The organism is Lactobacillus sp. B4005 (assembly GCF_026536045.1).
GTDB classification, from domain to species: domain Bacteria; phylum Bacillota; class Bacilli; order Lactobacillales; family Lactobacillaceae; genus Lactobacillus; species Lactobacillus panisapium.
Window position 1 is genome coordinate 712,697 of the sequence record NZ_JAFNOZ010000001.1, and the last position, 24,748, is coordinate 737,444.

At 37.8% G+C, this 24,748-nt stretch carries 21 protein-coding genes; 2 read left to right on the forward strand and 19 right to left on the reverse strand.

The window, feature by feature from the left end:
* Nucleotides 1-139: 139 nt before the first annotated feature.
* Nucleotides 140-1,789 carry an IS1182 family transposase gene (locus J3U73_RS03375; RefSeq protein ID WP_267409551.1) on the forward strand — a complete coding sequence of 550 codons (1,650 nt, stop codon included), beginning with the start codon at nt 140-142 and terminating at the stop codon, nt 1,787-1,789.
* 33 nt (nt 1,790-1,822) lie between these two features.
* On the opposite strand, the gene J3U73_RS03380 is transcribed toward J3U73_RS03375, so the two are convergent.
* From J3U73_RS03380 to J3U73_RS03435, 12 genes are all read right to left on the reverse strand, one after another.
* Nucleotides 1,823-3,589, reverse strand: coding sequence for an oligopeptide ABC transporter substrate-binding protein (locus J3U73_RS03380; RefSeq protein WP_267409552.1), 1,767 nt, complete (start codon nt 3,587-3,589; stop codon nt 1,823-1,825).
* 166 nt (nt 3,590-3,755) lie between these two features.
* Entirely contained in the window at nt 3,756-5,525 is a 1,770-nt protein-coding gene (locus J3U73_RS03385; RefSeq protein WP_267409553.1) for an oligopeptide ABC transporter substrate-binding protein, read from the reverse strand.
* Between the two features lie 158 nt (nt 5,526-5,683).
* Nucleotides 5,684-7,456 (reverse strand): oligopeptide ABC transporter substrate-binding protein, encoded by a 1,773-nt coding sequence (locus J3U73_RS03390; protein WP_267409554.1) that lies wholly within the window; start codon nt 7,454-7,456, stop codon nt 5,684-5,686.
* 200 nt (nt 7,457-7,656) lie between these two features.
* On the reverse strand, nt 7,657-8,577 hold the full coding sequence (locus tag J3U73_RS03395) for an ABC transporter permease (protein ID WP_220268122.1): 921 nt from the start codon (nt 8,575-8,577) through the stop codon (nt 7,657-7,659).
* 12 nt (nt 8,578-8,589) lie between these two features.
* Nucleotides 8,590-9,549, reverse strand: coding sequence for an oligopeptide ABC transporter permease (gene opp4B / locus J3U73_RS03400; RefSeq protein ID WP_220268123.1), 960 nt, complete (start codon nt 9,547-9,549; stop codon nt 8,590-8,592).
* Nucleotides 9,550-9,551: 2 nt separating this feature from the next.
* The gene (locus J3U73_RS03405) at nt 9,552-10,529 is read right to left on the reverse strand and encodes an ATP-binding cassette domain-containing protein (RefSeq protein ID WP_220268124.1); all 978 of its coding nucleotides are present in this window, start codon (nt 10,527-10,529) and stop codon (nt 9,552-9,554) included.
* 2 nt (nt 10,530-10,531) lie between these two features.
* The gene (locus J3U73_RS03410) at nt 10,532-11,545 is read right to left on the reverse strand and encodes an ABC transporter ATP-binding protein (protein ID WP_220268125.1); all 1,014 of its coding nucleotides are present in this window, start codon (nt 11,543-11,545) and stop codon (nt 10,532-10,534) included.
* 119 nt (nt 11,546-11,664) lie between these two features.
* Entirely contained in the window at nt 11,665-11,907 is a 243-nt protein-coding gene (gene acpP, locus J3U73_RS03415) for an acyl carrier protein (protein ID WP_103751796.1), read from the reverse strand.
* A 34-nt stretch (nt 11,908-11,941) separates the two neighbouring features.
* Nucleotides 11,942-12,940 carry a phosphate acyltransferase PlsX gene (gene plsX, locus J3U73_RS03420; protein ID WP_267409555.1) on the reverse strand — a complete coding sequence of 333 codons (999 nt, stop codon included), beginning with the start codon at nt 12,938-12,940 and terminating at the stop codon, nt 11,942-11,944.
* A gap of 18 nt (nt 12,941-12,958) precedes the next feature.
* Complete coding sequence (recG, locus tag J3U73_RS03425; RefSeq protein WP_267409556.1) at nt 12,959-14,995, reverse strand: ATP-dependent DNA helicase RecG; 2,037 nt, start codon at nt 14,993-14,995, stop codon at nt 12,959-12,961.
* 2 nt (nt 14,996-14,997) lie between these two features.
* Nucleotides 14,998-16,656 (reverse strand): DAK2 domain-containing protein, encoded by a 1,659-nt coding sequence (locus J3U73_RS03430; RefSeq protein ID WP_267409557.1) that lies wholly within the window; start codon nt 16,654-16,656, stop codon nt 14,998-15,000.
* A 21-nt stretch (nt 16,657-16,677) separates the two neighbouring features.
* Nucleotides 16,678-17,040: an Asp23/Gls24 family envelope stress response protein gene (locus J3U73_RS03435; protein WP_103751800.1), complete on the reverse strand. Its 363-nt coding sequence runs from the start codon at nt 17,038-17,040 to the stop codon at nt 16,678-16,680.
* A 166-nt stretch (nt 17,041-17,206) separates the two neighbouring features.
* Here J3U73_RS03435 and rpmB point away from each other — a divergent pair, with 166 nt between their 5' ends.
* Nucleotides 17,207-17,392, forward strand: coding sequence for a 50S ribosomal protein L28 (gene rpmB / locus J3U73_RS03440; protein WP_046307139.1), 186 nt, complete (start codon nt 17,207-17,209; stop codon nt 17,390-17,392).
* A 122-nt stretch (nt 17,393-17,514) separates the two neighbouring features.
* On the opposite strand, the gene J3U73_RS03445 is transcribed toward rpmB, so the two are convergent.
* The 7 genes from J3U73_RS03445 to fmt are packed head-to-tail and all read right to left on the reverse strand — an operon-like array spanning nt 17,515 to nt 24,739.
* A complete protein-coding gene (locus tag J3U73_RS03445) occupies nt 17,515-18,204 on the reverse strand; it encodes a thiamine diphosphokinase (RefSeq protein ID WP_323848363.1) in 690 nt (229 codons plus the stop codon).
* The gene (gene rpe / locus J3U73_RS03450; protein ID WP_267409703.1) at nt 18,201-18,854 is read right to left on the reverse strand and encodes a ribulose-phosphate 3-epimerase; all 654 of its coding nucleotides are present in this window, start codon (nt 18,852-18,854) and stop codon (nt 18,201-18,203) included. Before rpe ends, J3U73_RS03445 begins: the two co-directional genes overlap by 4 nt.
* An 8-nt stretch (nt 18,855-18,862) precedes the next feature.
* Nucleotides 18,863-19,756, reverse strand: coding sequence for a ribosome small subunit-dependent GTPase A (gene rsgA, locus J3U73_RS03455; RefSeq protein WP_267409558.1), 894 nt, complete (start codon nt 19,754-19,756; stop codon nt 18,863-18,865).
* A complete protein-coding gene (gene pknB, locus J3U73_RS03460) occupies nt 19,753-21,735 on the reverse strand; it encodes a Stk1 family PASTA domain-containing Ser/Thr kinase (RefSeq protein ID WP_267385439.1) in 1,983 nt (660 codons plus the stop codon). The genes rsgA and pknB overlap by 4 nt, the downstream gene beginning before the upstream one ends.
* Nucleotides 21,735-22,481, reverse strand: coding sequence for a Stp1/IreP family PP2C-type Ser/Thr phosphatase (locus J3U73_RS03465; RefSeq protein WP_220219827.1), 747 nt, complete (start codon nt 22,479-22,481; stop codon nt 21,735-21,737). The genes pknB and J3U73_RS03465 overlap by 1 nt, the downstream gene beginning before the upstream one ends.
* A 4-nt stretch (nt 22,482-22,485) precedes the next feature.
* A complete protein-coding gene (gene rsmB, locus J3U73_RS03470; protein WP_267409559.1) occupies nt 22,486-23,808 on the reverse strand; it encodes a 16S rRNA (cytosine(967)-C(5))-methyltransferase RsmB in 1,323 nt (440 codons plus the stop codon).
* Nucleotides 23,798-24,739, reverse strand: a complete 942-nt coding sequence (gene fmt / locus J3U73_RS03475; protein WP_267409561.1) for a methionyl-tRNA formyltransferase — start codon at nt 24,737-24,739, stop codon at nt 23,798-23,800. Before fmt ends, rsmB begins: the two co-directional genes overlap by 11 nt.
* Nucleotides 24,740-24,748 lie beyond the last annotated feature (9 nt).

A 24,748-nucleotide genomic window follows, 5' to 3' on the forward strand; every position in this document is an offset into this window, starting at 1 on the left:
GAGTCTAGGAAGAAACTATTTTCTTAGACCATTAAAAAAAAGTTGAACTTACTAGTTCAACGTTTTTTCTGTATACATTCTTTCTTGGTCTTGTTATTATTTAATTATCCAACTTCAAATAGAACGGAGACCAAAAACAATGTACCAAAATTATACCACAGGCCAGACTGCTTTAGTACTTAATTTAGACTTTACTATTCCGCAAAATCATCTCGTTCATGCCATTAGTCAGTTTGTTGACTCTATTCCCCTAGCTGTGCTTGAGGGTGAGTCTTCTGCTACTGGCCGTCCAGCCTACCATCCGGCCCGGATGCTTAAAATCTTGCTTTTTGCCTATAGCCGCAAGGTCTTTTCCGGGCGCAAGATTGCCCAGATGCTAACTGAAAATCTGCCTATGATGTATTTGGCTGACCAGCAGACCATGTCCTATCACACGATTAATAACTTTCGTGCCAGCAAGCACGCCAACCAGCTGATTAAAAAGTGCTTCCTTTACTTTAACCACCTACTTCAAGAAGAGGGCCTGGTTTATGAGCATGCCCTTTTTATTGACGGTACCAAGGTTGAAGCTGATGCCAACAAGTATTCCTTTGTTTGGCGCAAGGTCGTTGACCGCTTCCAAGCTAAATTGCAGGATGAAGCATTGGCACTCTACCAAGAATTAGTGGAGGAAGAAGTGGTTAAGGCCATGGCAGCCGAAGAAGTGCAGAGCAGTCAGGGGCTAAACCAGCTGGCCAATGAAGTTGCAGTAGAGGTCGAGCGACTTGACCAAGTGATTGCCAATGAGCTGAAAGCAATCCCCGGCGGATCTAAGCAGAAGCAAAAACGGCGGCGCTTAAAAAAGCTGTTTCACCGAATCCGATGCGACTATCAGCCGCGTGCCCAAAAGTATGAAGAATACCAAGCACTTTTTAAGGGTCGCAATAGTTTCTCTAAGACTGACCACGACGCCACCTTTATGCGGATGAAGGAAGACCCGATGCTTAACGTGCAGCTAAAGCCGGGCTACAATCTGCAGGTTGCGACCAGCAATCAGTATGTTATTGATTATGCACTGTATCCTAACCCAACTGACACCAGAACTTTGGTACCTTTTCTTAAACAGCTGGCCGTTTTAGGCGACTTTGATACAATTGTCGCTGATGCGGGCTACGGCAGCGAGTATAACTACGCTGAGCTAACCGACCACTTTGGCAAGCAACTTTTAATTCCTTACACTACTTATGAAAAAGAACAGAAGCGCAAGTATCGTCATGACCCGACTAAGTTAGACAACTGGTATTATGATGAAACCGAGGATTATTACTTAGACCATCAGGGCGTGCGCTTCAACTTTAAGCACTACTCGACTAGACACGATCGTTACGGCTTTACCCGTCAGTTTAAAGTCTATGAAGCAGATGAGTTTCAGCTAAATGCGGCCAAAACTGCTCTAGCTAAAACGCCCAGCGGGCGCCAGCGCCAGCTCAATTACAATCCCACCTGGCAGTATTTCAAAGCCCAGGCCCAAGCAGCTCTTCAAAGCAAAACCAGCAAACGGATTTATGGTCAACGCAAGATAGATGTAGAACCGGTCTTTGGCCATTTGAAGCACGTTTTTGGCATGCGCCGGGTTCACCTAAGAGGGCAAGCAAAAGTTGAAAATGATCTAGGATTAATGCTAATGACCATGAATTTGAAAAAATATTGGCAAAGGAGTGGTCCTAATAGTCAACTTTGGCGGGTAGAAAGAAGCAAAAAGCAGCTAAAACACTTTTTTCAGTGTTTTGGCTGCTTCTTTTTTGCTTAGAGAGCTAGTTTCTTCCCAGACTCTTTTAAAATCTTATTTTACATATGCAACTTTAAACCATTTATCGTTAAGATCTGATGGTTTAACCGAGTATCCGGTAATCTTGCCGTTAACTGCAGTAATTTGATATGAATTAGTCATCGGAATGCAGTAGGCTTCTTCATTCATATATTCTTGCCACTTGTGGAATTGTTCAACACGGTATTTATGATCAAATGCCTTTTCTGAATCAATTGCATTAAGTAGTTTAGTATTTTCTGGTGTGACAAATCTAGTCATATCAAATGGCGCGCCCTCACCATATAAGTCATTTGGTGACGGTTCACTTGACAAGGACCAAGCTCCCGTAAACATATCGATTTCGGGATCGTCATTTTGAACTTTATCAACATAAGAATTAAATTCAATCAACCGATTGTTAATCAAACTGACATTTAAGCCGATTTTATGCCATTGTTGAATATAATTTTGCGTAATAGGTTCCTTACTTGGATCCGACCCCTCGCTAACCAAGATTTTGATTTTTAATGGTTTACCGTTCGGCTGAACCCGCCATTTACCCTTCTTCTTATAACCAGCTTTGTCTAGCAGTTCATTTGCTTTCTTAAGGTTATAATCGTAGCCCTTGGCATCCTTATCAAAGTAGTCACCAAATTGAGCCGGAATCAAAGTTGGTATTTGGAAAGTCAGGCCACCAGTATAGCGTTTGGTTGCCTGTGAAATATTCATAGCATACGCAATAGCTTTACGCAAAGATTTATTATTCATCTTGGCGTTCGGGTTCATGACGTTCTTACCCTTTTTAGCATCCCATTTACCAACTTTAAAGCCAAGGTATGAATATTCCAAAGGAATTTTAGCAACAAAGTTTACGTCTTTAGTATCTTTTACCTGTTTCCATTGTGAGTTAATTACACGTGCAACGTCAAATTTTTGACTCTTAATTGCTTGAGAGGCGGATTTAGTAGAAACTACCTGGCAAATAACCTTGTTTAGCTTTGGTTTACCACGCCAGTAATATTTGTTAGGTGACCAAGTAACTGATTGACCGCGAACAACTTTATCTACCTTGTATGGGCCAAAGAACATCGGCTTTTTTCGAATTTGATCTGATGATTCCAGCTTACTGAATGGTACCTTTTTCAAGTAGTGATAAGGTTGGGCATTTTCACTAAAGTAACCATTACCACTATTATACATACCTGGCTTTAATTTATCGTAGTGAATAATTAATTTACGACCATTTTCACCATCTGGCATTTCTAAGCCAGAAATAGTTTTGGCTTTACCGTCATGATACTCTTTCATCCCCTTAATTGAGGCAATCGAACTAGTATATCTTTGCGATTTGGTTGCTTTATTGGCCATGATTTCATAAGAAAATTCCAAATCTTTAGCAACAACTTGCTTGCCATCAGACCACTTAACACCCTTTTTAACCACAATTGTAACTGTATTGTTTTTACGATCAAGTTTCATGGTAGCTGGGCCTTTGTCATTAATTCGATAATCGTCATCAACATCAAATAAGCCCTCAAGACCAGGCTCCATAACATCCATATCGGTCTGGGTTGTGGTTAATTCACTAGCAAAAATACCGGTAAATGGTGTATCAGTTTCGATAGCTTGCTTAACTGTTCCGCCTTCCTTGGTAGCCTTCTTTGGTACTACAGGGGAAAATTTGCTAGCTTGCTTAGTATCATCGGTATTAGCCGAATTACCGCCTTTGCCACAGGCTACTAACGTTAGCGCAGCTGCACTAACTACACCAAGTGACCCCCAAAATTTCGTACTTTTCATAATTTTAACTCCTTCTAATTTCACGCTGGTAATATTTGAAACAAGTTAATGATTAAATCTTAACACATAAAATTAGTATATCAATAAAAATCTTAGTTTTTATTTAATTTATTTTTTAATCTATATTAAGATAGTATTTGATTTTGCTATTTTAGTGCTACTATTATTATTTAACATAGCCAACTTGGTACCATAATGGATGATCATTATTAGATTCAGCTGGTTTAAGAGAATATCCAGTAAGACGATCATTAACAGCATAAATTTTATATGCATTGTACATTGGAATAACGTAAGCGTCTTTAAACATGTACTCTTGCCACTCATGAAATTTTTGCACACGATATTTGTGGTTAAATGCTTTTTCTGAGTCTATCTCATCAATTAGTTTATTGTTTTCGGCAGTAACAAATCTAGTATAGTTTGCCGGACCACCTTCACTATATAGACCATTAGGCGACGGCTCATTTGAAAGTCCCCATGCAGCCATAAACATATCAACCGATTGATCATCATTTTGAACTTTGTCGTAGAACGAGTTTATTTCAGTGAGTCTACCATTGAGCAAACCAACATTTAAACCAATTTTATGCCACTGCTGAATATAATTTTGTACAATCGGTTCCTGGGTTGCAGCTCCTGACATGGCCAAAAGGTTAATTTTTAATGGTTTGCCATTAGGTTGAACACGCCATTTGCCTTTTTTCTTATATCCGGCCTTATCCAAAAGTTCATTTGCTTTCTTTAAATTGTACGTAAAGCCTTTGACATTAGGATCGTAGAAGTCACCAAATTGTTTGGGAATTAAAGTTGGAATCTGAAAACTTAAGCCATTAGTGTAGCGCTTATTAACCGCAGCAATATTCATTGCATAGCCAATTGCCTGCCGCAATGACCTATTATTCATCTTGCTATTAGGATTCATGACGTTTTTGCCTTTTTTAGCATCCCATTTCCCCACTTTGAAGCCTAAATAGCTGTAATACAACGGGATTTGCGCGATAAATTTTACTTTTTCGGTATTTTTTACCTCTTTCCATTGCGAATTAACTACCTGAACAATATCAAACTTATGCGATTTAATCGCTTGCGAAGCAGAATTAGGTGAAACTACTTGATAAACAATTTTGGCTAACTTCGGCTTTCCGCGCCAATAATATTTGTTGGGGATCCATGTCACTGATTGACCGCGAACCAATTTGGCTAATTTATAAGGGCCAAAATAAAGTGGCTTTTTTCTAATCTTATCTGAAGACTCGAGCTTATTAAATGGAACGTCCTTTAAATAATGGTAAGGCGCAGCAGACTCAACGTAGTAATCATTGCCGCTAAATGACATCCCGGGTTTTAACGATGAAAAATGTAAAATCATCCGTAAGCCATTATCACCATCTGGCAATTCAATTCCTGAAATAGTTTTTGCTTTACCCTCATGATATTCTTTCAGTCCTTTAAGGACCTCCAGCTTAGTCGAATACCTCTGTGCCTTTGTTTTTTTATTGCCTAAAATTTCATAAGGATACTCAAGATCTTTAGCTGTTACACGCTTGCCATCTGACCATTTAACACCTTTTTTTAACGTAATCGTAATTGTCTTATTTTTTTGATTAATCTTAATGGTTGCTGGTCCCTTATCATTTATTTTATGGTAATCATCCGTATCAAATAGTGATTCTGCACCTGGTGAAGCTATCTGTGCATCAAAAGAAGTTGTAGCTAATTGATCAGAAAAAATACCAGTAAAAGGTGTATCAGTTTCTAAAGCTACCTTAACTGTTCCTCCTTGTTTAGCGGCTTTCTTAGGCATAGAACTAGGAAATTTACTTGCTGTCTTTGCATCATTGCTATTACTTTGATTATTTTTACCACAGGCAACTAAGGTTAGAGCAGCCATGCTGACAATACCAACCGAACCGATAGTTTTTAATTTGGTCATTATACTACACTCCTTTTTAATTATAATTAACTATTTATTAAATATTACCATATTTAAAGCTATAAATATAATTTTACTTTAATTTATGCAAAAAAATACTTCTAAAACTAGTTTTTTCTAGTTCTAGAAGTATCTTGTACTTAATCTTATTTGCTTAATTACTTAATAAAGCCAACTTTATACCATAATTGATGACCATTCGAATTATCTGACGGCTTAGTTGAATACCCAGTTAGTTTATTATTAACTGCAATCACTTTATAAGAGTTATCCAATGGTAAAACATAAGCTTGATCATTCATGTATTCTTGCCATTGATGGAATTTTTCTACCCGATAACTATGATTAAAGGACTTTTGTGAATCAATCTCTTTTAAAAGCTTATTATTTTTAGACGTTGCAAAGCGAGAATAATTCATTGGCGAAGTTTCACCATACAATGAAGCTGGTGATGGTTCGCTAGCTAAACTCCAACCTGCCATGTAAACATCTACTTGTGGATCATCATTCTGAATCTTGTCATAAAATGAATTAAACTCAGTTAACCGGCCTCCAAGCAATTTTACATTTAGACCAATCTTTTGCCATTGTTGGATATAATTTTGAACCGTTGGCTCCTGAGCTGAACTTCCAGTCATAGCCATGAAGTTGATAGTCAATGGCTTGCCATTAGGTTGAACACGCCACTTGCCCTTCTTCTTATAGCCAGCTTTATCCAAAAGTTGATTAGCCTTCTTTAAATTATAATTGTATCCTTTGGCATCCTTGTCAAAATAATCGCCAAATTGAGCGGGAATTAAGGTTGGGATTCTAAAGCTTAAACCGGAGGTATAATGCTGGTCGACAGAATCAACATTAACTGCATAGCCCATTGCCTGCCGCAAAGCCTTATTATTCATTTTTGCTTTAGGATTCATCACATTTTTATCTTGCTTAGCATCCCATTTACCAACTTTAAAACCAATGTAATGATATGCAAGAGGAATTTGCGCAACAAAGTTTACGCCTTTTGTGTCTTTAACCTCATTCCATTGGTCATTAACAACTTCAGCGACATCAAACTTGCGACTCTTGATACCTTGCGAAATAGAATTTTGTGAAATTACTTGCGAAACAATTTTATCTAGTTTTGGTTTACCACGCCAATAATATTTATTAGAAACCCAAGTTACAGATTGTCCACGAACAATTTTTTCTACCTTATACGGTCCAAAGTATAATGGCTTTTTTCTGATTTGGTCAGAAGATTGTAATTTTTCAAATGGAATATCTTTTAAATAATGATACGGGGCTGCGTTTTCCCAGAAATAACCGTTACCACTGTATAACATTCCCGGCTTCATTTCTTTAAAATGTAAAATAACCGTACGACCATTATCACCATCAGGCATTTCGATTCCTGATATTGTCTTTGACTTGCCTTGGTGGTATTCTTTTACACCTTCAATCTCTTCCAGCTGATTACTATATCTCTGTGCCTTTGTTTTTTTATTAGCAAGAATTTCATATGGATATTCAAGGTCTTTAGCGGTTACTTGCTTACCATCGGACCATTTAACACCCTTTTTAACAGTAATTGTGATAGTCTTAGCTTTACGGTCAAGCTTCATTGTAGCCGGACCTTTATTTGTAATCTTATAACTATCATCAGTATCAAATAATGATTCTTCTCCTGGCTCAGCTACTGAGCTATCTATTGCCGTTGTAGAAAGTTCGTCAGAAAAAATACCTGTAAACGGTGTATCTGTCTTAATAGCATACTTCAAAGTACCACCCTGCTTAGCCTCTTTAACAGGTACTGCTTGAGGAAATTTACTTGCCGTTTTAGCATTTTGGTTATTAGCAGTATTGCTATTTTTGCCACAGGCTACCAAAGTCAACGCGACAGCTGAAGCAATGCTTGCTGCGCGAAGAATTTTTGTCTTATTCATATTATTAAAACTCCTATCTAATTAATGAATAATCCCGTGTGTTCTTGGAATAAGCTAATAAGTATATTTTAGCATAAGTTAGTTTAAGTTCCAATACTTATAAATTTATAAGCATTAATGTATAGATAAATTAAAATTAACTTTCTAATTAAATCCAAAAAATAACTTCGTTTAACAACGAAGTTATTTTTACTATTAAGTTAGTTTTCCCTCTGTCTTGCATCACCGGCCCGCTGTAATGCACGTCCAACATAGTTAATACTTAATGAAATTGCTAACAACATAACTGTAGCAGGTAGCCAAAGCCAAGGCCGACTTACAACGTTAACTGGATCGTTAGCAAAACCAATCAAGGTACCAAGTGAAGGAACTGTTGATGGTAAACCATAGCCAATAAAGGAAAGTGTTGTTTCAACACCAATATTACTTGCAATTGTCAAAACAACATCAATGATTATCATTGAAGTAATATTCGGTAAAACCTCACGGAACATAATTTTTAAATCAGATGAACCCGAAGTCTTTGAGGCAAGAACATAATCTCTGCCACGTTGTGACAAAACAAATGCTCTAAAGTATCTTGCAGTGGTTGTCCAACCGAACATCGAGATAATCCATACTAAACTCAAAGGACTATAGTGCGGAATAACACTTACTAAAACAATTTCAATTGGCATAGCAGGTAGGACTTGAACGAAGTCAACTATTCTCATGATAATTGCATCAACATAACCACCATAATATCCAGAAACTAATCCAACTACCAAACCAACAATTTCACAAACGGCGGTAACTCCTAAACCAATCAAGATAGAATTGCGTCCACCCATGATTAGAAGGTTAACGATATCACGACCACCATCATCAGTGCCAAACAGATGACCGTTCATGCCCCATCCCATGTAAGCATCAATAATATTTGTTTCGGTAACCTTTTCAGAATTTAAGAATAATGATCCTCCAAAAGTAAACAAGAGAATTAAAACAATGATAATAAATGCAGTAAGTGCAATTTTATCCTTGACAATTTCTCTAACTACTACCTTAAAACTTGAAGCAGGAGAAGAAACTTTTTTCTTTTTTACTTCTTGAGTTGAAGTGTTTTCTTTCTTTTCAGACATTTCTTTTCCTCCTTACTTAATTCTGATTCTTGGATCAACGATACTCATAATAATATCTGACAAAAGATTTCCGAGTAAAGTAAGGATACCAAAGATTAAAATCAATGCCGTCAAAGTGGTGTAATCACGTTGTCCAATTGAATCCAGGAATAACTTACCCATTCCTGGGTAACTGAACACTGATTCTACAACCATTGAACCACTTAAAAGACCAGTAATAACTGTACCTATGGATGAAGCAATTGGTAATAGCGAGTTACGTAAAATATGTTTGTTGAAAACAACATTTTCGGGAACACCCTTACTGTGAGCAGTCCGAACGTAATCTTCGACTTTATTATCAACGATTCCTGTTCTCAGATACTGAACAATTGATGTCGTTGTTATCAATGCAACAAGACAAGCAGGCAAGATAATATGATAAATCTGACTGCCTAAAGTACCCCAAAAACCGGAAGCGTTAGGTGAAACAGATCCAGAAATTGGGAACCATCCTAGCGTAAAACCAAATAACCAAATTCCTAAAATGTAAAAGACAAATGGTGGCACGGCAAAAGTAACGTAGTTAAAAATTTGAACTGCTTGATCCTGCCATTGATCTTGGTGACGTCCTGCAGTAACACCCAAAGGAATGGAAATGCAGTAGGTGAGAATCGTTGTTAACAATGCAAGCCAAAAAGTATTTACAGCACGATCAGCAATTAGAGAAGTAACTGGTACGTGTTGAATATAACTGGTTCCAAGGTCGCCTTTAAATAAATTGCTAACCCAACGTCCATACTGAACTGGAGCCGGATCATACAGACCTGCTGCTCTCTTCAATGCTTCAATTTGTTTTGGATCAGTATTCGGATTAATTAGACCCGTAAATGGGTCACCCGGCATCATTTTAGCCAAGAAGAAGACTAAGATACTCAAGATAATCAACTGAGGAATCATAATTAATATACGTCTTAAGACTGTTTTCCACATTATTAGTCTCTCCCCTTTTTATTTAATTCTTCTTGCTGAAGTTCATCTTTAGGTAATGCAACCCAGTGTTTTCCGGACACTTGTTGAAGTGGGAAGACACGACCGTCTTTATCATACCATTTACTTTGATCATTCTGAAATTCTTGTTCAACTTCTTCACGATGCCTCTTGTGTTCTTCACGGTGCTCAACATCTACAACCGGAATCGCAGAAAGTAAACGTTTGGTATATATGTGAATTGGATGATTATAAATATCTTCACGGGTACCGATTTCAACTAGTCGTCCACGGTGCATAATTGCCAAATTTTCTGACATGTGCTTTACAACACCCAAGTCATGAGAAATAAATAAATATGCTATATCATATTGCTGTTGAATGTGCTTCATAAAATTTAAAACTTGTGCCTGAACTGATAGATCTAAGGCACTTGTTGGCTCGTCTGCCACAATCAATCTTGGTCTTGTTGCTACTGCACGCGCAACACCAATTCTCTGTCTTTGACCACCTGAAAATTCATGTGGGTACTTGTAAATAGCGTCACTTGGCATACCAACAATATCCAATAATTCTTGTACTCGATCACGTTCTTGATCTGTAGTCAAATTTTCAAAGTTACGAATTGGTTCAGCAATGATGTCTTCAATTCGTTTTCTAGGATTCAAACTTGACATTGAGTCTTGAAAAATCATTTGAACATCTTTGTTGTAAACTAGCTTACGTCGATTCCGCGATTTCGTAATATCGACGCCTTTATAGATAATTTGGCCACTAGTTACAGGTTCTACACCAACTATCGCTTTACCTGTCGTTGATTTACCAGATCCTGATTCACCAATTAAGCCATAAGTTTCACCTTCGTTAATGGTAATACTTACGTCATCAACGGCACGAACATAATCTGTTATTCTGTTCCAAAAGCCTGATCTAATTGGGTAATGCACCTTTAAATTTTTAACTTGAATAATTTCTTTAGCCATAATTACTCCCCACTTGCTTCAGCATCTTGAAAGTGGAACGTCTTCCAACACGAACATCTTACCCAGTGTCCTGGTTCAACTTCGTGCATGACTGGATTTTTTTCGTGCGCACTTGCTGGAATCCATGGGATTCTAGTCGCAAAACGATCACCTTCACGCGGCATATTTTGCAGCGAAGGAACAGTTCCCTGAATAACGTGTAAATCCTCATCCTCATCTTCAGACTGGGGCATTGAATTCAAAAGTGAGCGAGTATAAGGGTGAAGTGGATGCTCAAAGATAGTCTTAACATCGGCTTTTTCCACTACTTGACCAGCATACATAACAGCAACTTGGTCAGCAGTTTCAGCAACAACACCCAAATCATGAGTAATTAAAATAATACCAGAATGTGACTGACGTTGAATATCTTCTAGCAAGTCCAAAATTTGGGCCTGAATAGTAACATCCAAAGCAGTAGTTGGTTCATCAGCAATAATAATTTCTGGCTTACATGCAATTGCCATCGCAATAACGATCCGTTGACGCAAACCACCTGAAAGCTCAAATGGATACATAGAATATGTTTCTTCAGGCTTAGGCATACCAACTTGATTAAAAAGTTCAATTACCCGAGCATGACGCTCTTTTTCATTCATATCCGTATGATAATAAAGCGTTTCGGCAACTTGATCACCAACCCGCATTAATGGGTTTAAACTTGCAAGAGGATCTTGGAAGATCATTCCGATCTTATTACCACGAATCTTATCAAACAAGGTTTCATTTAAACCTACGAGATTCAATTCATTATATAAAATATCACCAGTTACTTTTGTATTTTTATGGTCATACAGACCAATTATACTTGCAGCTATTGTACTCTTACCACAGCCAGATTCACCTACGACTGATAAAATTTCATCACGCTTCAGAGTTATATTAATATCATCGGCAGCATCATAAAATTTTCCTTGTAATCGGTAAGCAGTATGCAAATGCTGGATATCTAGCAAGAGATCACTTTGTTTTTCCAAAGGCCATTCCCCTCTCAAATTTTCAACAGATTTATTAAAGATACTTAATAAATTTATTTAATTTCTAATTATATACATCAAATCGGCTACATGCAAATGCCAAATCAATATTTTAGAAATTATTTTTGGTGAGCTGCAATATAATTAACCGCGTCTCCCACTGTTTTTATTTTCTCAGCATCTTCATCTGAAATTTCTGAGCCAAATTCATCTTCAAGCTGCAAGATGAATTCAACAAGATCAATTGAATCTGCATCCAAATCATTGGTAAAATTGGTTTCCTTTGTAATTTTATCTTTATCAACTTCAAAATTGTCTGCCAAAATATCTCTAATCTTGGTAAAAATTTCTTCTTCGGTCATCATTTCTTCTCCCTGATACTATTAGTTAATTCCGTTAGTTTTTAACCGCAAATTCGCTTCTAAATTCTCCGATAATATTTTCTTTTAGTATTTTATCAATTTGCTTAATCGTAAAGTAAACTGCTCGTTGATCTGAACGGCCATGCGTCTTAACTACTGGAGCATCAACTCCAAGTAAAACTGCCCCGCCGTATTTATCAACGTCAAACTTAGAAACCAATCCCTTCAATGCCTTTTTAATTAATAAAGCTCCAATTTTAACCATAAAACCACTATTTAGCAACTTATCTTTTAATAAATGGATTAAAACAGAAGATGTGCCTTCAATATTTTTTAAAACTGCATTTCCAGTAAAGCCATCAGTTGCAACTACATCGGCTTTGCCTTCCAAAAGTTCATTGCCTTCAATGTTACCAACAAAGTTAAGGTCACTATTGAGTAGCAATTGATAAGCAGATTGATGCAAATCGTCTCCCTTATCGCTTTCTGAACCATTATTAAGAAGGGCAACGCGCGGATTTTTGACGCCCCGTACTTTTTCAGCGTAATACGATGCCATTTTAGCCCAGGTTAAAAGGTATTCAGGTTTGCTTTTAGCATTAGCACCAACATCAATCATATTAAAGCCATCATCCGAATTTTTAACCGGTAACGTAGGCATAAACCCTGGTCGTGCTATACCTTTAATTCGTCCAATAATGAAAATACCACAAGCAAGAATTGAACCCGTATTTCCTAAAGACAACAAAGCATCTGCTTTGCCTTGCTTCACAAATTGTGCAGCAACGACTAAAGACGAATCTTTTTTAGTCCTTATTGCTTTTACTGGTTCATCCTCATCATTAATGATTTCGGATGTTGCTACAATTTCAATCCGATCTTGATCAGAGCCAACCAGTTTTCTGATTTTTTTCTGATCACCAAATAAAATAAATTTAGTGTCGGTTAATTCAGCCTTTGCTTGCAAAACGGCTTGGACAATAGCTTTGGGGGCATTCTCGCCACCCATTGCATCAACTGCAATTGTTCTCATTTGTCACCACAATCTTTTCTAAGTACGTTCTTGCTGTAATTGTTTATATTCTAGCACTTGTTGTAAATTTTTATGCGTAGAATTTGTTAAATTTGGATCTTTTTTGATTAATTCCTGTGCTTCTCTTTGCGCAACCACCAAAGTTTCATAATTATTCACTACGTTGCCGACCTGGAATTCCGGCAGACCAGACTGTGCTTTTCCAAACAAATCTCCTTCACCACGCATCTTCAAATCCTCCTCGGCAAGCTTAAAACCGTCCGTTGTCGAAGCGATGATTTTCATGCGTGACTTTCCTGCCTCCGTTTTAGGATCAGCCAGAAAAATACAATAACTTTGTGTGCTGCCTCGACCGATTCGACCTCGAAGTTGGTGCAATTGACTAATGCCAAAGCGATCAGCATTATAGATCACCATCATATTGGCATTTACCACGTCAACCCCTACTTCAATTACGCTGGTTGTCACTAAGATATCTATTTGACCTGCCCCAAAGGCAGCCATAATGTCCTCTTTTTTGTTGCCAGGCATTTGACCATGAAGAAGTACTACTTTTTGGTCAGGAAAATCGTGACTTAATTTTTCAAAAAGCTCTTCTGCATTTTTTAAATCCAATGCCTCAGATTCGGTAATTAACGGTGTAACTGCGTAAATCTGGAAGCCCTGCGCCAATTGCTTGCGCATCAATTGATAGACTTCCTTCATTTGGCCACTAGTTTTCCAAGAAGACTTTATTTGCTTACGACCAGCAGGCAAATGACGTATTTCAGAAACAGTGGTATCGCCGTAGACAGTTAGGGCTAATGTCCGCGGAATCGGTGTCGCGGTCATTGCCAAAACATCAGGCACATTACCTTTATTTATTAAAGTTTGCCTTTGACTGACACCAAAACGGTGCTGCTCATCAATAATGACAACCCCCAAGTTTTTAAAAATCACTTTTGCTTGAATTAAAGCGTGAGTTCCAACTACAACATTAATTGTACCATCTGTTAATTCGCGATAAATTTCCCGTCGTTCTAAAGTTTTGGTAGTCCCAGTTAATAGTGCACACCTAACTCCAAATGGTCGGAGTAGCTCATCAATTTTTTTAAAATGCTGAGTGGCTAAAATTTCCGTTGGCACCATCAGGGCCGCTTGAAAGCCTGCAGTAATTGCAGCATAGATGACATAAATAGCAACAATTGTCTTTCCCGAACCAACATCCCCCTGTAAAAGACGGTTCATCTGTCTAGTTGAATGAATATCAGCAAATATTTCATTGATTACCTGTTTCTGGTCAGCAGATAATTCAAATGGCAGTTCTTTAGTCAGCCGGGCTATTTCAGTTAAATCATATTTTTTGGCAATGCCACGATTGTGCTTATTTTGACTAGTTAATTGGGCCAATTCTGTTTGGAAAATAAAGAATTCACGAAAAATTGCACTTCTTTTTGCTAGCTGCGCTTCTCGTGCATTCTTAGGATGGTGCATCTGAACGATAATCTGTCGTTCAGAAAGCAATCTGTATTTATTTCTCAATGATTCCGGAACGATATCCTCAACTTCAGGTAAAAAATCTTCAATAGCTAAATTTATTAACTCAACAAGCTTTTTTTGCCGGATATTGCGGTTAATCGAATAAATTGGCGCCATTCCACTATCATTTTCTTTACTAGCGACAAATTTAAAGCCAGATAAGCTTTGTCTAGAAGCATTATACTTGCCATAAACAGCCACTTCTTTGCCAATTGTAATTTTGTCCTTTAACCAAGGTTGATTAAAAAAATTGACCATGACAACATCATGGTCAATTCTTATTTTAAAACTAAGTCTGCTTTTTTTATAACCAAAACGACTGACAAAAGCCTCAGTTGCTACTATTCCCTTCAGCATTACCTTTTGACCATCCATGATCTGATCAAGAGGTATCGTCTGCAGTTCATCGTAGCGAAAAGGAAAATAAAACAACAAATCATATATGCTGTAAATGCCTAAACTTCCAAGTGCAGCCGCAGTTTTTGTCCCGACACCTTTTAAGTCAGTGACAGGAGCAAACAACTTCTTTGTATTCATTTTTATTCAACAGAAATCAAGAAATTGTAGACAGGTTGACCACCATTATGAATTTCAAATTCAAGATCGTCATGCTTGTTCTTAAGTGCCTCTGCAACTTGGTTAGCTTCTTCTTTGTTAGAATCCCGACCAAACATAATTGTTATGATTTCGGAATCTTCATCCAGCATTTTTTCAACCATATCAATCGTTGAATTAATCAAATCCGTTTCTGCAACCTGAATGTCACCGTCAATGATGCCGAGATAGTCATTTTCATGAATCTCTACACCATTAATTGTCGTATCACGGTTCGCCTTAGTCACTTCACCAGAAACAACATCTTCTAAAGCATCTGTCATGCTCTCAACGTTATCGTCAAGAGAATCATCAGCATCAAAGGAAAGCATTGCAGTCAGACCTTGTGAAATAGTTTTAGTTGGAACAATGCCAACAGGTATATCACTTACTTCAGCAGCCTGCTTAGCGGCCATCACGATATTGCCATTATTTGGTAAAACAATCGCCTTCTTAGCACCAGACTTTTTAATTGCGTCAATAATGTCTTGGGTAGATGGGTTCATCGTCTGACCACCAGAAATAATTCTATTGACTCCTTCGCTTTCAAACAGCTTACGAATGCCGTTACCTGAAGCAACAGCAATTACAGCAAAATCAACACTTTCTTGCTCTTCTTCACTGTTATTAACGATTGTCTCGTGCTGAATCCGCATATTGTCAATCTTAATTTTACCTAGTTGGCCAAATTGCTTGCCATATTCAAAGACAGCACCTGGATGCTCAGTATGAATATGGACTTTAGCAACTTCATCATCGGAAACGGCCAATAAAGAATCGCCTATTTGTGACAAGTGTGCTCTAAATTCTTCAAGGTCAAAAGGTTTTTTATTAGGAACATCAGCAGTCAAGTCAACCATGATTTCCGTACAATAACCATTAGCTATATCTTGAGTAGATAGTTGGGATTGAACTGATTGGTGGTGCATGGCATTAATCATTTCATCCATTTCACCTTCATCAGGCTGATAACGATCAGCAAAGTTTTCTCCTAATAAACCTTCTAAGAAACCTTCATAAATGAAGAGCAAGCCTTGACCACCTGAATCAACCACCCCAACTTGTTTTAAGACTGGTAATAAATCAGGGGTCGTCTTAAGAGCAGCTTTTGCCCCCTCTACAATTGCCTTCATTACTTCTTCAACATCGTCGTTTTCATTGGCCTTATTAGCACCTTCTTGGGCAGCAACCCGGGCAACAGTTAGAATAGTCCCTTCAACAGGTTTCATAACAGCCTTGTATGCAGTTGCAACACCATTTGAAAAAGCATTTGCAAGCTCTTGAGCATTTAAAGTTTTCATGCCTTGGGTAGCTTTATAAAAACCCCTAAAGAGTTGTGAAGAAATGACCCCACTGTTGCCGCGAGCACCCATTAACATTCCCTTGGCAAGACTTTCAGTTAAGTCGCCAACACTTGTACTAGTATTTTCACTAACAGCTTTCGCGCCGCTTTCAATAGTCAAATTCATATTAGTACCAGTGTCTCCATCCGGAACTGGGAAAACGTTCAAGGAGTTAATAAACTCTGCGTTACGTCCAAGTCGATGCGTGGCCACACGAACCATATCTCTAAACTTTTTACTATCTATTTCCTTTAAAACCAATATTCTTACCCTCCGCTTGAGTTATTCATCAAGCACTTTAACACTTTGAACGATGACATTAACAGCTTTCGTATCAATTCCAAGTTGATTCTTCAAATTGAACTTGACGCTGGTTTGTACGTTACGGCTAACTTCTGAAATTTTTAGTCCGTAACCAACAATTATATAAACATCAACCGTAATTTTATTATCTTCTGACTTAACAACAACACCACGTTTATAATTTGCTCGATTTAGAATTCCATCAAAACCGTCTCGAATAGCATTCTTTGATGCCATCCCGACAACGCCATAATTGGATGTAGCTGCACTACCAACGACAATTGCAATTACTCCATTAGAAATGTCAATCAAGCCATCTTTTGTTTTGATTTTAACAGCCATGTTTATCCTCCGTATCATTGTTCTCAATATTATGAATCTATTTTATCATAGTAATCAAGTATTAATGCAAAATTCCATTTATAAAAAATACTTTTACGGTTGCAAAGATCCTAAGGATATGCTATCTTAGTTTAGTATGAAAACACAAATAAAGGAGGTTTAGCAAATGGCAAAAGATTATATAACTGGTAAAAAGACCACTTTCGGCAACACGCGTTCACATTCTTTGAATTCATCACGTCGTACCTGGAAGCCAAACCTTCAAAAAGTTCGTATTCTTGTTGATGGTAAACCAAAGCGTGTATGGGTTTCAACTAAGACTTTGAAGTCTGGTAAAGTAACTCGTGCGTAATAACGATAAAAACTGGCAGATTTATCTGTCAGTTTTTTATTTTATAAATTAAACATAAAAAACCATTTTTCTTTTTATTGAGCTGATAACAAATGCTCATTAAATTGAAAAATGGTTTTTTGCTAAATATTTTGGTAGCGATCAAGGTCTTTTGACTGAATAACAGCTAAAACACCTTGATCACAAGCCAGATCAAATGTCTCACTTGCCGGTAAAAACTCGTTTGAGCCAAAAGAAACGGGTATGAGACTGTGATAACCAGTTAAATGATACTTTGCCCCACCGATATTTAAATTTTGAACAGGCGATAAGTTAATAACACCAAAATACTTATAGCCGGGTAATTTTTTTACAGTATAGGTTCCGGGTCGATAAAATTGAATTTCATTTTGCTGATCGACGATTGCTATTTTTTCCGTATAAGTACTAAATTCTGGCTTTAATACCATCAGTAAGTTATTCATAAAATGATCAAGACGGCCACCAGTCGATCCAAAGAGGGTTAAAAACTCTACCCCGTAATCTTCAAAGGCATATCTAATCATTAATTCAGTATCAGTCAGATCCTTTTCAGGTACAGAATAGCGGATATCTGACACTGTTTGTTCTATTCGCGAAAGTTCCTGCGGCTTTAAAGAATCAAAATCTCCAACTGCTAAATCTGGCATTAAGCCCAATTCTCGCAACAAGATGCTGCCCCGATCAACGCCAATCAAAAACTCACCATTTTGCTTAGCTTGTTTTAATTGTGCCGTCAAATCAGTTGGCCATTGATCCTTCGGCGCACCCAATAACGCTATTGCTTTCATCATCCATCAATACTCTGTCTTAATTTAGTAATTTGTTGGGGTATGCTGTCTTGACAGAAAAGATATGAACCGGCAACAAAAATCTCCGCACCAGCCTCTTTAGTTAGCTGTGCCGTTTCATCATTAATTCCACCGTCTACTTCGATTGGAACATTATCGCCAATAATTTTCTTAGCTTCTTCAATCTTAGGACATGATTCGGAAATAAACTTTTGTCCGCCAAAGCCCGGATATACGGTCATAATCAGAACTTGATCAATTAAAGCACTATATTTAGCCAAGACAGAAACCGGAGTATCAGGATTTAAGACCAGCCCCACTTTAACTTTACTTGCATGCAAAAATGCAATCCATTTGCTTAAATCTTCTTCATTAATTGCTTCATAGTGAAGCAGAATAAGATCAGCTCCTGCCTTAATAAATGCTGGAACAAGATCATCTGGATTATCACTCATCAGATGGACTTCTGCTTCCAGATCAGGGAAAGCTTTCTTAAAGTCGCTAACTACCTGAGGTCCAAATGACAAATTAGGAACAAAATGGCCATCCATGATATCAATGTGAAAGCGAGTTATTCCTGCATCTGCAGCAACTTGGATGTCTTTAATCAAATCTAAATTATTAATGTTTAAAATCGAAGGTGCAATCAAAATTATTCTCCTTACTTCAAATACTCAGGAATGCGACCATTTTCAATTTCTGACCGCATTAATAGGTAATCATTATAACGACTTTGCAAAAATTGTTTTTCTTCTACTAATTTTTTCACTTCACATTTAGGCTCTTTTAAATGCTGACAGCCCCTAAACTTGCATTTAGCACTTGCATTTTTAAATTCAACAAAATAGTTGCATAATTCATTAATTTTAATCGGCGTAAAATCAAGCGCGGAAAATCCCGGAGTATCAGCCAAAAAGCCCTCACCCAATTTAAACAGCTGGACAGTTCTAGTCGTATGCTTGCCCCGATTCAAGCTAGTAGAAATTGCTCCTGTTTTCTGTTTAAGGTCTTTTTTCAGGTGATTAATTAGGGTGGATTTCCCGGCACCTGATTGTCCAGCCAGTGTCCAGATTTGCGCAGAAGTAATGGCTAAGGGTAACTTAGCAGCCAAATCTTCCCATTTGTAGTAAACAGGGTAACCGATTTTGACATAGTAAGCTAAACTTTTACTAATCTCAGTAAACCTGTTTGCATCGATCAGGTCACTTTTTGAAAGATAAATACTAACTGCCACTTTTTGCCAAGAGAAAAAGGTTAAATAGCGATCAAGCAGCTGCAAGGAAAAATCAGGCTCAACTGCCGACATTACCAATAAAACGTGATCAACATTGGCAAGAGCCGGACGACCGATCAGATTCGTTCGTGGTAAAACTTCGACTAAGTAACTTATTCCCTCCTCATCTATTTGAATTTTAACGCGATCACCCACGACAGGCTTCATTTTGGTTTTCCGAAAAAGTCCGCGTGCTCGTGTCCGCACAACTTGATCCTTAGTTTGAACATCATAAAAACCGGCAATTAAGCCAATAATTATTCCTTCAGTCTGCTTTGTCATTTAGTCACCTTTTCATTCAGGATGGTTTGTCCATCGCGAACAACTCGTAATTCACCAGAATGGTTCTTCAGCAAAAATGGAATTGAGAAATTAACATCCCGCTTAATGTATAAATCACGATAAATATTATCAATCGAATGATTATCATCCGCAATATAAATCTGAACGTGATTGCCGCGCTTGTTTGATGAGTCATCGTCATCATCGTCTTCATAGGTAATCGTAAACGTCTTAATAACCGTAGAGTCTCTTTCAGCCTTAGGCCCTTCCGAAACACTCACAACAATCGTACTTCCTCTAGGAACCTCTGTGCCAGCAGATGGACTCATCGAAATGATATTCCCCTTTTTCACCCGTTTAGAATACGTTGGTGTTACTTGCAAAATCAATTCATGTTTATGAGCGAATTCTTGGACGGCCTTAAGAGAATAATTTTTAAAGTTAGGTAATTTTACACTCTTGCGCCGATCATTGTCATCTCTACCTTTAGAGACAACTAACGTAATTGTTGTCCTTGCCGGTTTTACTTCAACATCTGCCGCAATACTTTGCGAAATTACGTGGTTGACGGGAACATTATCAGAGAATTGATTTTCGCGAATAACGTCAAAGCCCATTTTTTCTAACTTATAGACGGCTCTTTCATATGCCTCTCCGGTTACATCAGGTACACGGACCATTCCCGCCCCGTCTGACACATAAATATCAACGAAGCGACCTTTCTTCAAACTTTTTCCTGCGCTTGGAGAAGTTCGAATAACTTTCCCGCGTTTGATACTGTTAGAATTTCGGTGCTTAATTTGTCCCACTTTGAGACCGACATTTTCAATTTGTTGCCGGGCACGGTCTTCCGATAAATTAGTCACATCTGGAATTCTAATATCATTGCGACTATTATTAGTAACAACAAAAAACATTAAGACGACTACTAAAATTGCTGCCAAGCCAACAAATAGCCACCACCATTTGTGATTGCGCAATGCTTGAAAGAAGTTTGTCTTTTTAGGTAATTCTTTTTCTTCATTTTGCTCAATCTCATCTTCAACCTTTTGCTCAGTTGACTTTGGCTTAGACTTAGCATTGAAATTAGGCAAAATAATAGTTTCATCGTCATTGACACCATGAGTCGGTTCAAAAACGGGTTCATCTGCGCGGGCTGGATCTAAACTAGTATCAAGGTCTGATTGCATTTCCCTAGCAGAAGCATACCGGTCACGCGGGTCTTTGGCTGTTGCTTTTAGCACAACGTTTTCAAGTGCCTGAGGCACATTTGCATCTTTTTCCTTAATAGAAGGAATTGGCTCCTGGGCATGCTTAAGTGCAATCGCGACTGCCGAATCCCCGTTGAATGGAACCGAACCGGTTATTAATTCGTAAAGAATAATACCTAAAGAATAAATATCAGACTGCTTAGTAATTAAGCCGCCACGAGTCTGCTCGGGCGACATATAATGAACAGAACCAAGAGCAGAATTAGTTTGGGTAATTGAATTTTGATTCAGGGCTACAGCAATCCCAAAATCCGCTATTTTAATATTTCCCCTTTTATCCATGAGGATATTTTGCGGCTTTAAGTCACGGTGAATCACATTATGCTTATGAGCCAATGCCATCGCACTTAAAATTTGATCCATAATTCGGATAACATCATGCAAATCTAGGGGCGAATTTTGTAATATATAGTCCTTTAAGTCCGGGCCATCAACGTATTCCATTACCATATAAGGTAATCCCTGATCAGTACCGACATCGAGAACCATGACAATATTTGGATGACTTAGTTCACTAGTCGCAAGGGCTTCACGCTGAAAACGAGCCAATGTCTGCGGTTCTTTTTGCAAATCCAACCTTAAGATTTTAACTGCTACTTTGCGCTGCAAAATGATGTCTTCTGCTAAATAAACATTAGCCATTCCACCTTCACCCAGCGTATCAAGGATGCGATAACGGTCACCTAATAAATATCCTTTATTGATCACTAGTCATCACCGCCTTCATTTAGCACTAGGCAAACTGTGATATTGTCTCCACCACCTAAACGATTAGCCTCATTAATTAATTTATGACAACGGTCTTTAAGCGATAAGCCCTTAGTAGCCAAAATTTGTTGAATTTGCGGATCGCTTAAGGAATTGGTCAAACCATCAGTACACAATAATATCAGGTCATTATCCTTTAAATCGATTTGACAAAACTCAGGGTCAACCGTACTGGAAACACCTAGTGATTGCGTAATGATATTTTTTTGTGGGTGATTTTTTGCTTGTTGCTTGGTAATCTGACCCATTTTCACTAATTCATTAACTAGTGAGTGATCTTCTACTAATTGTGTAAATTGACCATCAGAATAGCCATAAGCCCTTGAGTCACCTAAATGAGCAATCAGGGCTTGGTGATCGAATACAATTGCTAAAACAATTGTTGTCCCCATTCCATTTAGATCAGGAAAGCGATCAGCGGTGCGCAAGATTGTTTCATTTTCAGAGCTCAATTGCACATCCAGCCATTTATGCGCACTAACACAATCGTTAAAATCAGTCATGCTAAAACTATGTCCGAGATGACTGACAGCCATCGTTGAGGCAACATCCCCACCTTGGTGGCCACCCATGCCATCACAGACAATCGCCATTGTTACATTACTTTTATTTTCAAAAACTTGAACAAAATCTTGATTACTTTTCCGTATCCGACCAATACTGGAAGCAAATGCTGTTTTTATCAAAACTTTAACCTCGCATCACAAACTTGGCAATGAAAAAGCCGTCACTATTATAACTATCAGGTAAAATTTTAAGCATCCCATTTGGAGCTTCAAGATTACCTGCTTTAAAAGACTGTAACCGATATTTAGAATGCTGCTCTAAAAATTTCTCGACTACTTCTTCATCTTCTTCAGTAGCAATCGTACAAGTTGAATAAACCAATTCACCACTTTCATTTAATAGCTTAGACACGTGGTCAAGAATATTCAACTGAATTTGCTGTAATTGTTTTAAATCAGCTGGATGTTTATTATACCTAATTTCCGGTTTTCGTCTTAACAAGCCTAAGCCGGAACATGGCGCATCAACTAAAATTTTATCAAATTGTTGTTGGTCAAAAGATTCATCTGCTTTACGAGCATCCATAGCCATCGTTTTTACGCGATCAATTACATTCATTCGTGTCGCGTTTTGACGAACTAAGCGAAGCTTATTTTCATGAATATCCAAGGCGATTACTTGACCAGTAGGTATTTTTTCAGCTATTTGAACGGTTTTACCACCCGGTGCACTACATGCATCAAGAACATTCTCATCACCAATAAAGTCAAATGCACTTACAGCCAAACTAGCAGCTTCATCTTGAACTGTCAATTCGCCTTTCTTGAACAAAGTAGAATTTACGATACCACCTCGACTAAGAACAAAGACATCATCAGACAATTGTGATCTTTGTGGTGCAAAATCAAGTTCTGTTAATTTAGAAAATACCTCATCAGGATTAGCTAAACTAGAAATGCGCACTGTATTCTTCGCGGTTTCATTAATACTGGCTAAAATACTGCCAGCGCGCTTTTCACCCCAGTGACTAATCAGATATTCTACTAACCATTTAGGCGTGCTCTCTTTTACACTTAAATAATGGACTAAATTATTTTTTTCAGGTAAAACAGTCCCTCTGCGAATTAACGAACGCAAGATACCGTTAATGATTTTGTATCCAGTCGAATTTTTTTTGCCAAATTTCTTTGCTAGCAAATTCGCCTCGTTTAAAACGGCACGATCAGGAACTTTATCCATAAAAATGAGCTGATAACCCGACATTAAAAGTAACGGCTTCAGATACTCTTCCTTAAGTTTAGTTTTAATTAAATCCTGTAATTGATAATCCAAAAAGATTTTATATTGAACCGTACCATAAACTAGTCTTGTGGCAAAATTACGATCAGCTTGTGATAGATTCGCTGATCGCAAACTATTATTTAAACTGATATTGGAGTACGAACCATCACACAAAATACGAATTAAAGTTTCTAATGCAACTGCGCGCGCACTTTTATTTAGCAATTTGATCTCCTACTTTAAATTTACCACCTTGCCCGTTTAAAAAGCTTTTGACATCCATTCTCTTCTTGCCTGCTGGCTGAATCTCTTTAAGTTCCAAAACTGTTTTCTTAGCCATACTAATCGCAAAACAATTATTGTTTGCAACCAAGGAGCCCACCGGTAAATCAGTTGTGGTAGAACTAACAGCAGCCTGCCAGACTTTTAGTCGTTTACCATCAACAAGTATGTAAGCACCTGGATCAGGATTAAGACCACGAATCAGGTTATTAGCCTGCGTTGCGGTCATAGTGAGTTTGATTTCTTCCTGGGCTTTACTAATATTAGGTGAAAAAACCACTTTACTTGCATCTTGTGGCGTTTTTTTAGACGGATCAGCAATTATCTGCGGCAAAGTTTGCAGTAATAAATCACGACCAACAATCGACAACTTAGCAAAAATACTGCCAGTTGTGTCATTATCCGCAATTTTGATGGCTTCTTGGGCATAAATGTCACCAGCATCCATCTCTTTTACCATTTCCATGATAGTTATTCCGGTTTCGGTATCACCGTTTATTAATGAGTACTGAATTGGTGCTCCACCACGGTATTTTGGTAAAAGCGACCCGTGAACATTAACAGCCGCAATTTTAACCGAATTTAAAAACTTGGTAGGTAAAAATTGACCGTAAGCAGCAGTAACAATCAAATCAGCGTGCATTTGAATTAGTTCTTCCACTTCAGGTGAGCGGGAAAGCTTTACTGGTTGGAAAATTGGTAGTCCCAAACTTTCAGCGGCAACTTTTACTGGCGTCTTGGTCAGTGTTTGCTTGCGACCAACCTTTTTATCAGGTTGAGTAACAACGCCCTTAATTTCATAGTCATTTGCAACTAATCCCTTTAAGATTGGAACTGAAAATTCAGGTGTCCCCATAAAAATTACTGATGTCATTTATAAATT

What these genes read in the sequence shown, in the direction of transcription:
- J3U73_RS03445 (WP_323848363.1), bottom strand. Translation starts at nt 18,204, where the DNA reads ATGATGAAAGCAATAGCGTTATTGGGTGCGCCGAAGGATCAATGGCCA.
- rsgA (WP_267409558.1), bottom strand. Translation starts at nt 19,756, where the DNA reads ATGACAAAGCAGACTGAAGGAATAATTATTGGCTTAATTGCCGGTTTT.
- recG (WP_267409556.1), bottom strand. Translation starts at nt 14,995, where the DNA reads ATGAATACAAAGAAGTTGTTTGCTCCTGTCACTGACTTAAAAGGTGTC.
- J3U73_RS03375 (WP_267409551.1), top strand. Translation starts at nt 140, where the DNA reads ATGTACCAAAATTATACCACAGGCCAGACTGCTTTAGTACTTAATTTA.
- J3U73_RS03385 (WP_267409553.1), bottom strand. Translation starts at nt 5,525, where the DNA reads ATGACCAAATTAAAAACTATCGGTTCGGTTGGTATTGTCAGCATGGCT.
- plsX (WP_267409555.1), bottom strand. Translation starts at nt 12,940, where the DNA reads ATGAGAACAATTGCAGTTGATGCAATGGGTGGCGAGAATGCCCCCAAA.
- J3U73_RS03395 (WP_220268122.1), bottom strand. Translation starts at nt 8,577, where the DNA reads ATGTCTGAAAAGAAAGAAAACACTTCAACTCAAGAAGTAAAAAAGAAA.
- opp4B (WP_220268123.1), bottom strand. Translation starts at nt 9,549, where the DNA reads ATGTGGAAAACAGTCTTAAGACGTATATTAATTATGATTCCTCAGTTG.
- J3U73_RS03435 (WP_103751800.1), bottom strand. Translation starts at nt 17,040, where the DNA reads ATGGCTGTTAAAATCAAAACAAAAGATGGCTTGATTGACATTTCTAAT.
- acpP (WP_103751796.1), bottom strand. Translation starts at nt 11,907, where the DNA reads ATGACCGAAGAAGAAATTTTTACCAAGATTAGAGATATTTTGGCAGAC.
- rpmB (WP_046307139.1), top strand. Translation starts at nt 17,207, where the DNA reads ATGGCAAAAGATTATATAACTGGTAAAAAGACCACTTTCGGCAACACG.
- J3U73_RS03380 (WP_267409552.1), bottom strand. Translation starts at nt 3,589, where the DNA reads ATGAAAAGTACGAAATTTTGGGGGTCACTTGGTGTAGTTAGTGCAGCT.
- J3U73_RS03405 (WP_220268124.1), bottom strand. Translation starts at nt 10,529, where the DNA reads ATGGCTAAAGAAATTATTCAAGTTAAAAATTTAAAGGTGCATTACCCA.
- J3U73_RS03390 (WP_267409554.1), bottom strand. Translation starts at nt 7,456, where the DNA reads ATGAATAAGACAAAAATTCTTCGCGCAGCAAGCATTGCTTCAGCTGTC.
- fmt (WP_267409561.1), bottom strand. Translation starts at nt 24,739, where the DNA reads ATGACATCAGTAATTTTTATGGGGACACCTGAATTTTCAGTTCCAATC.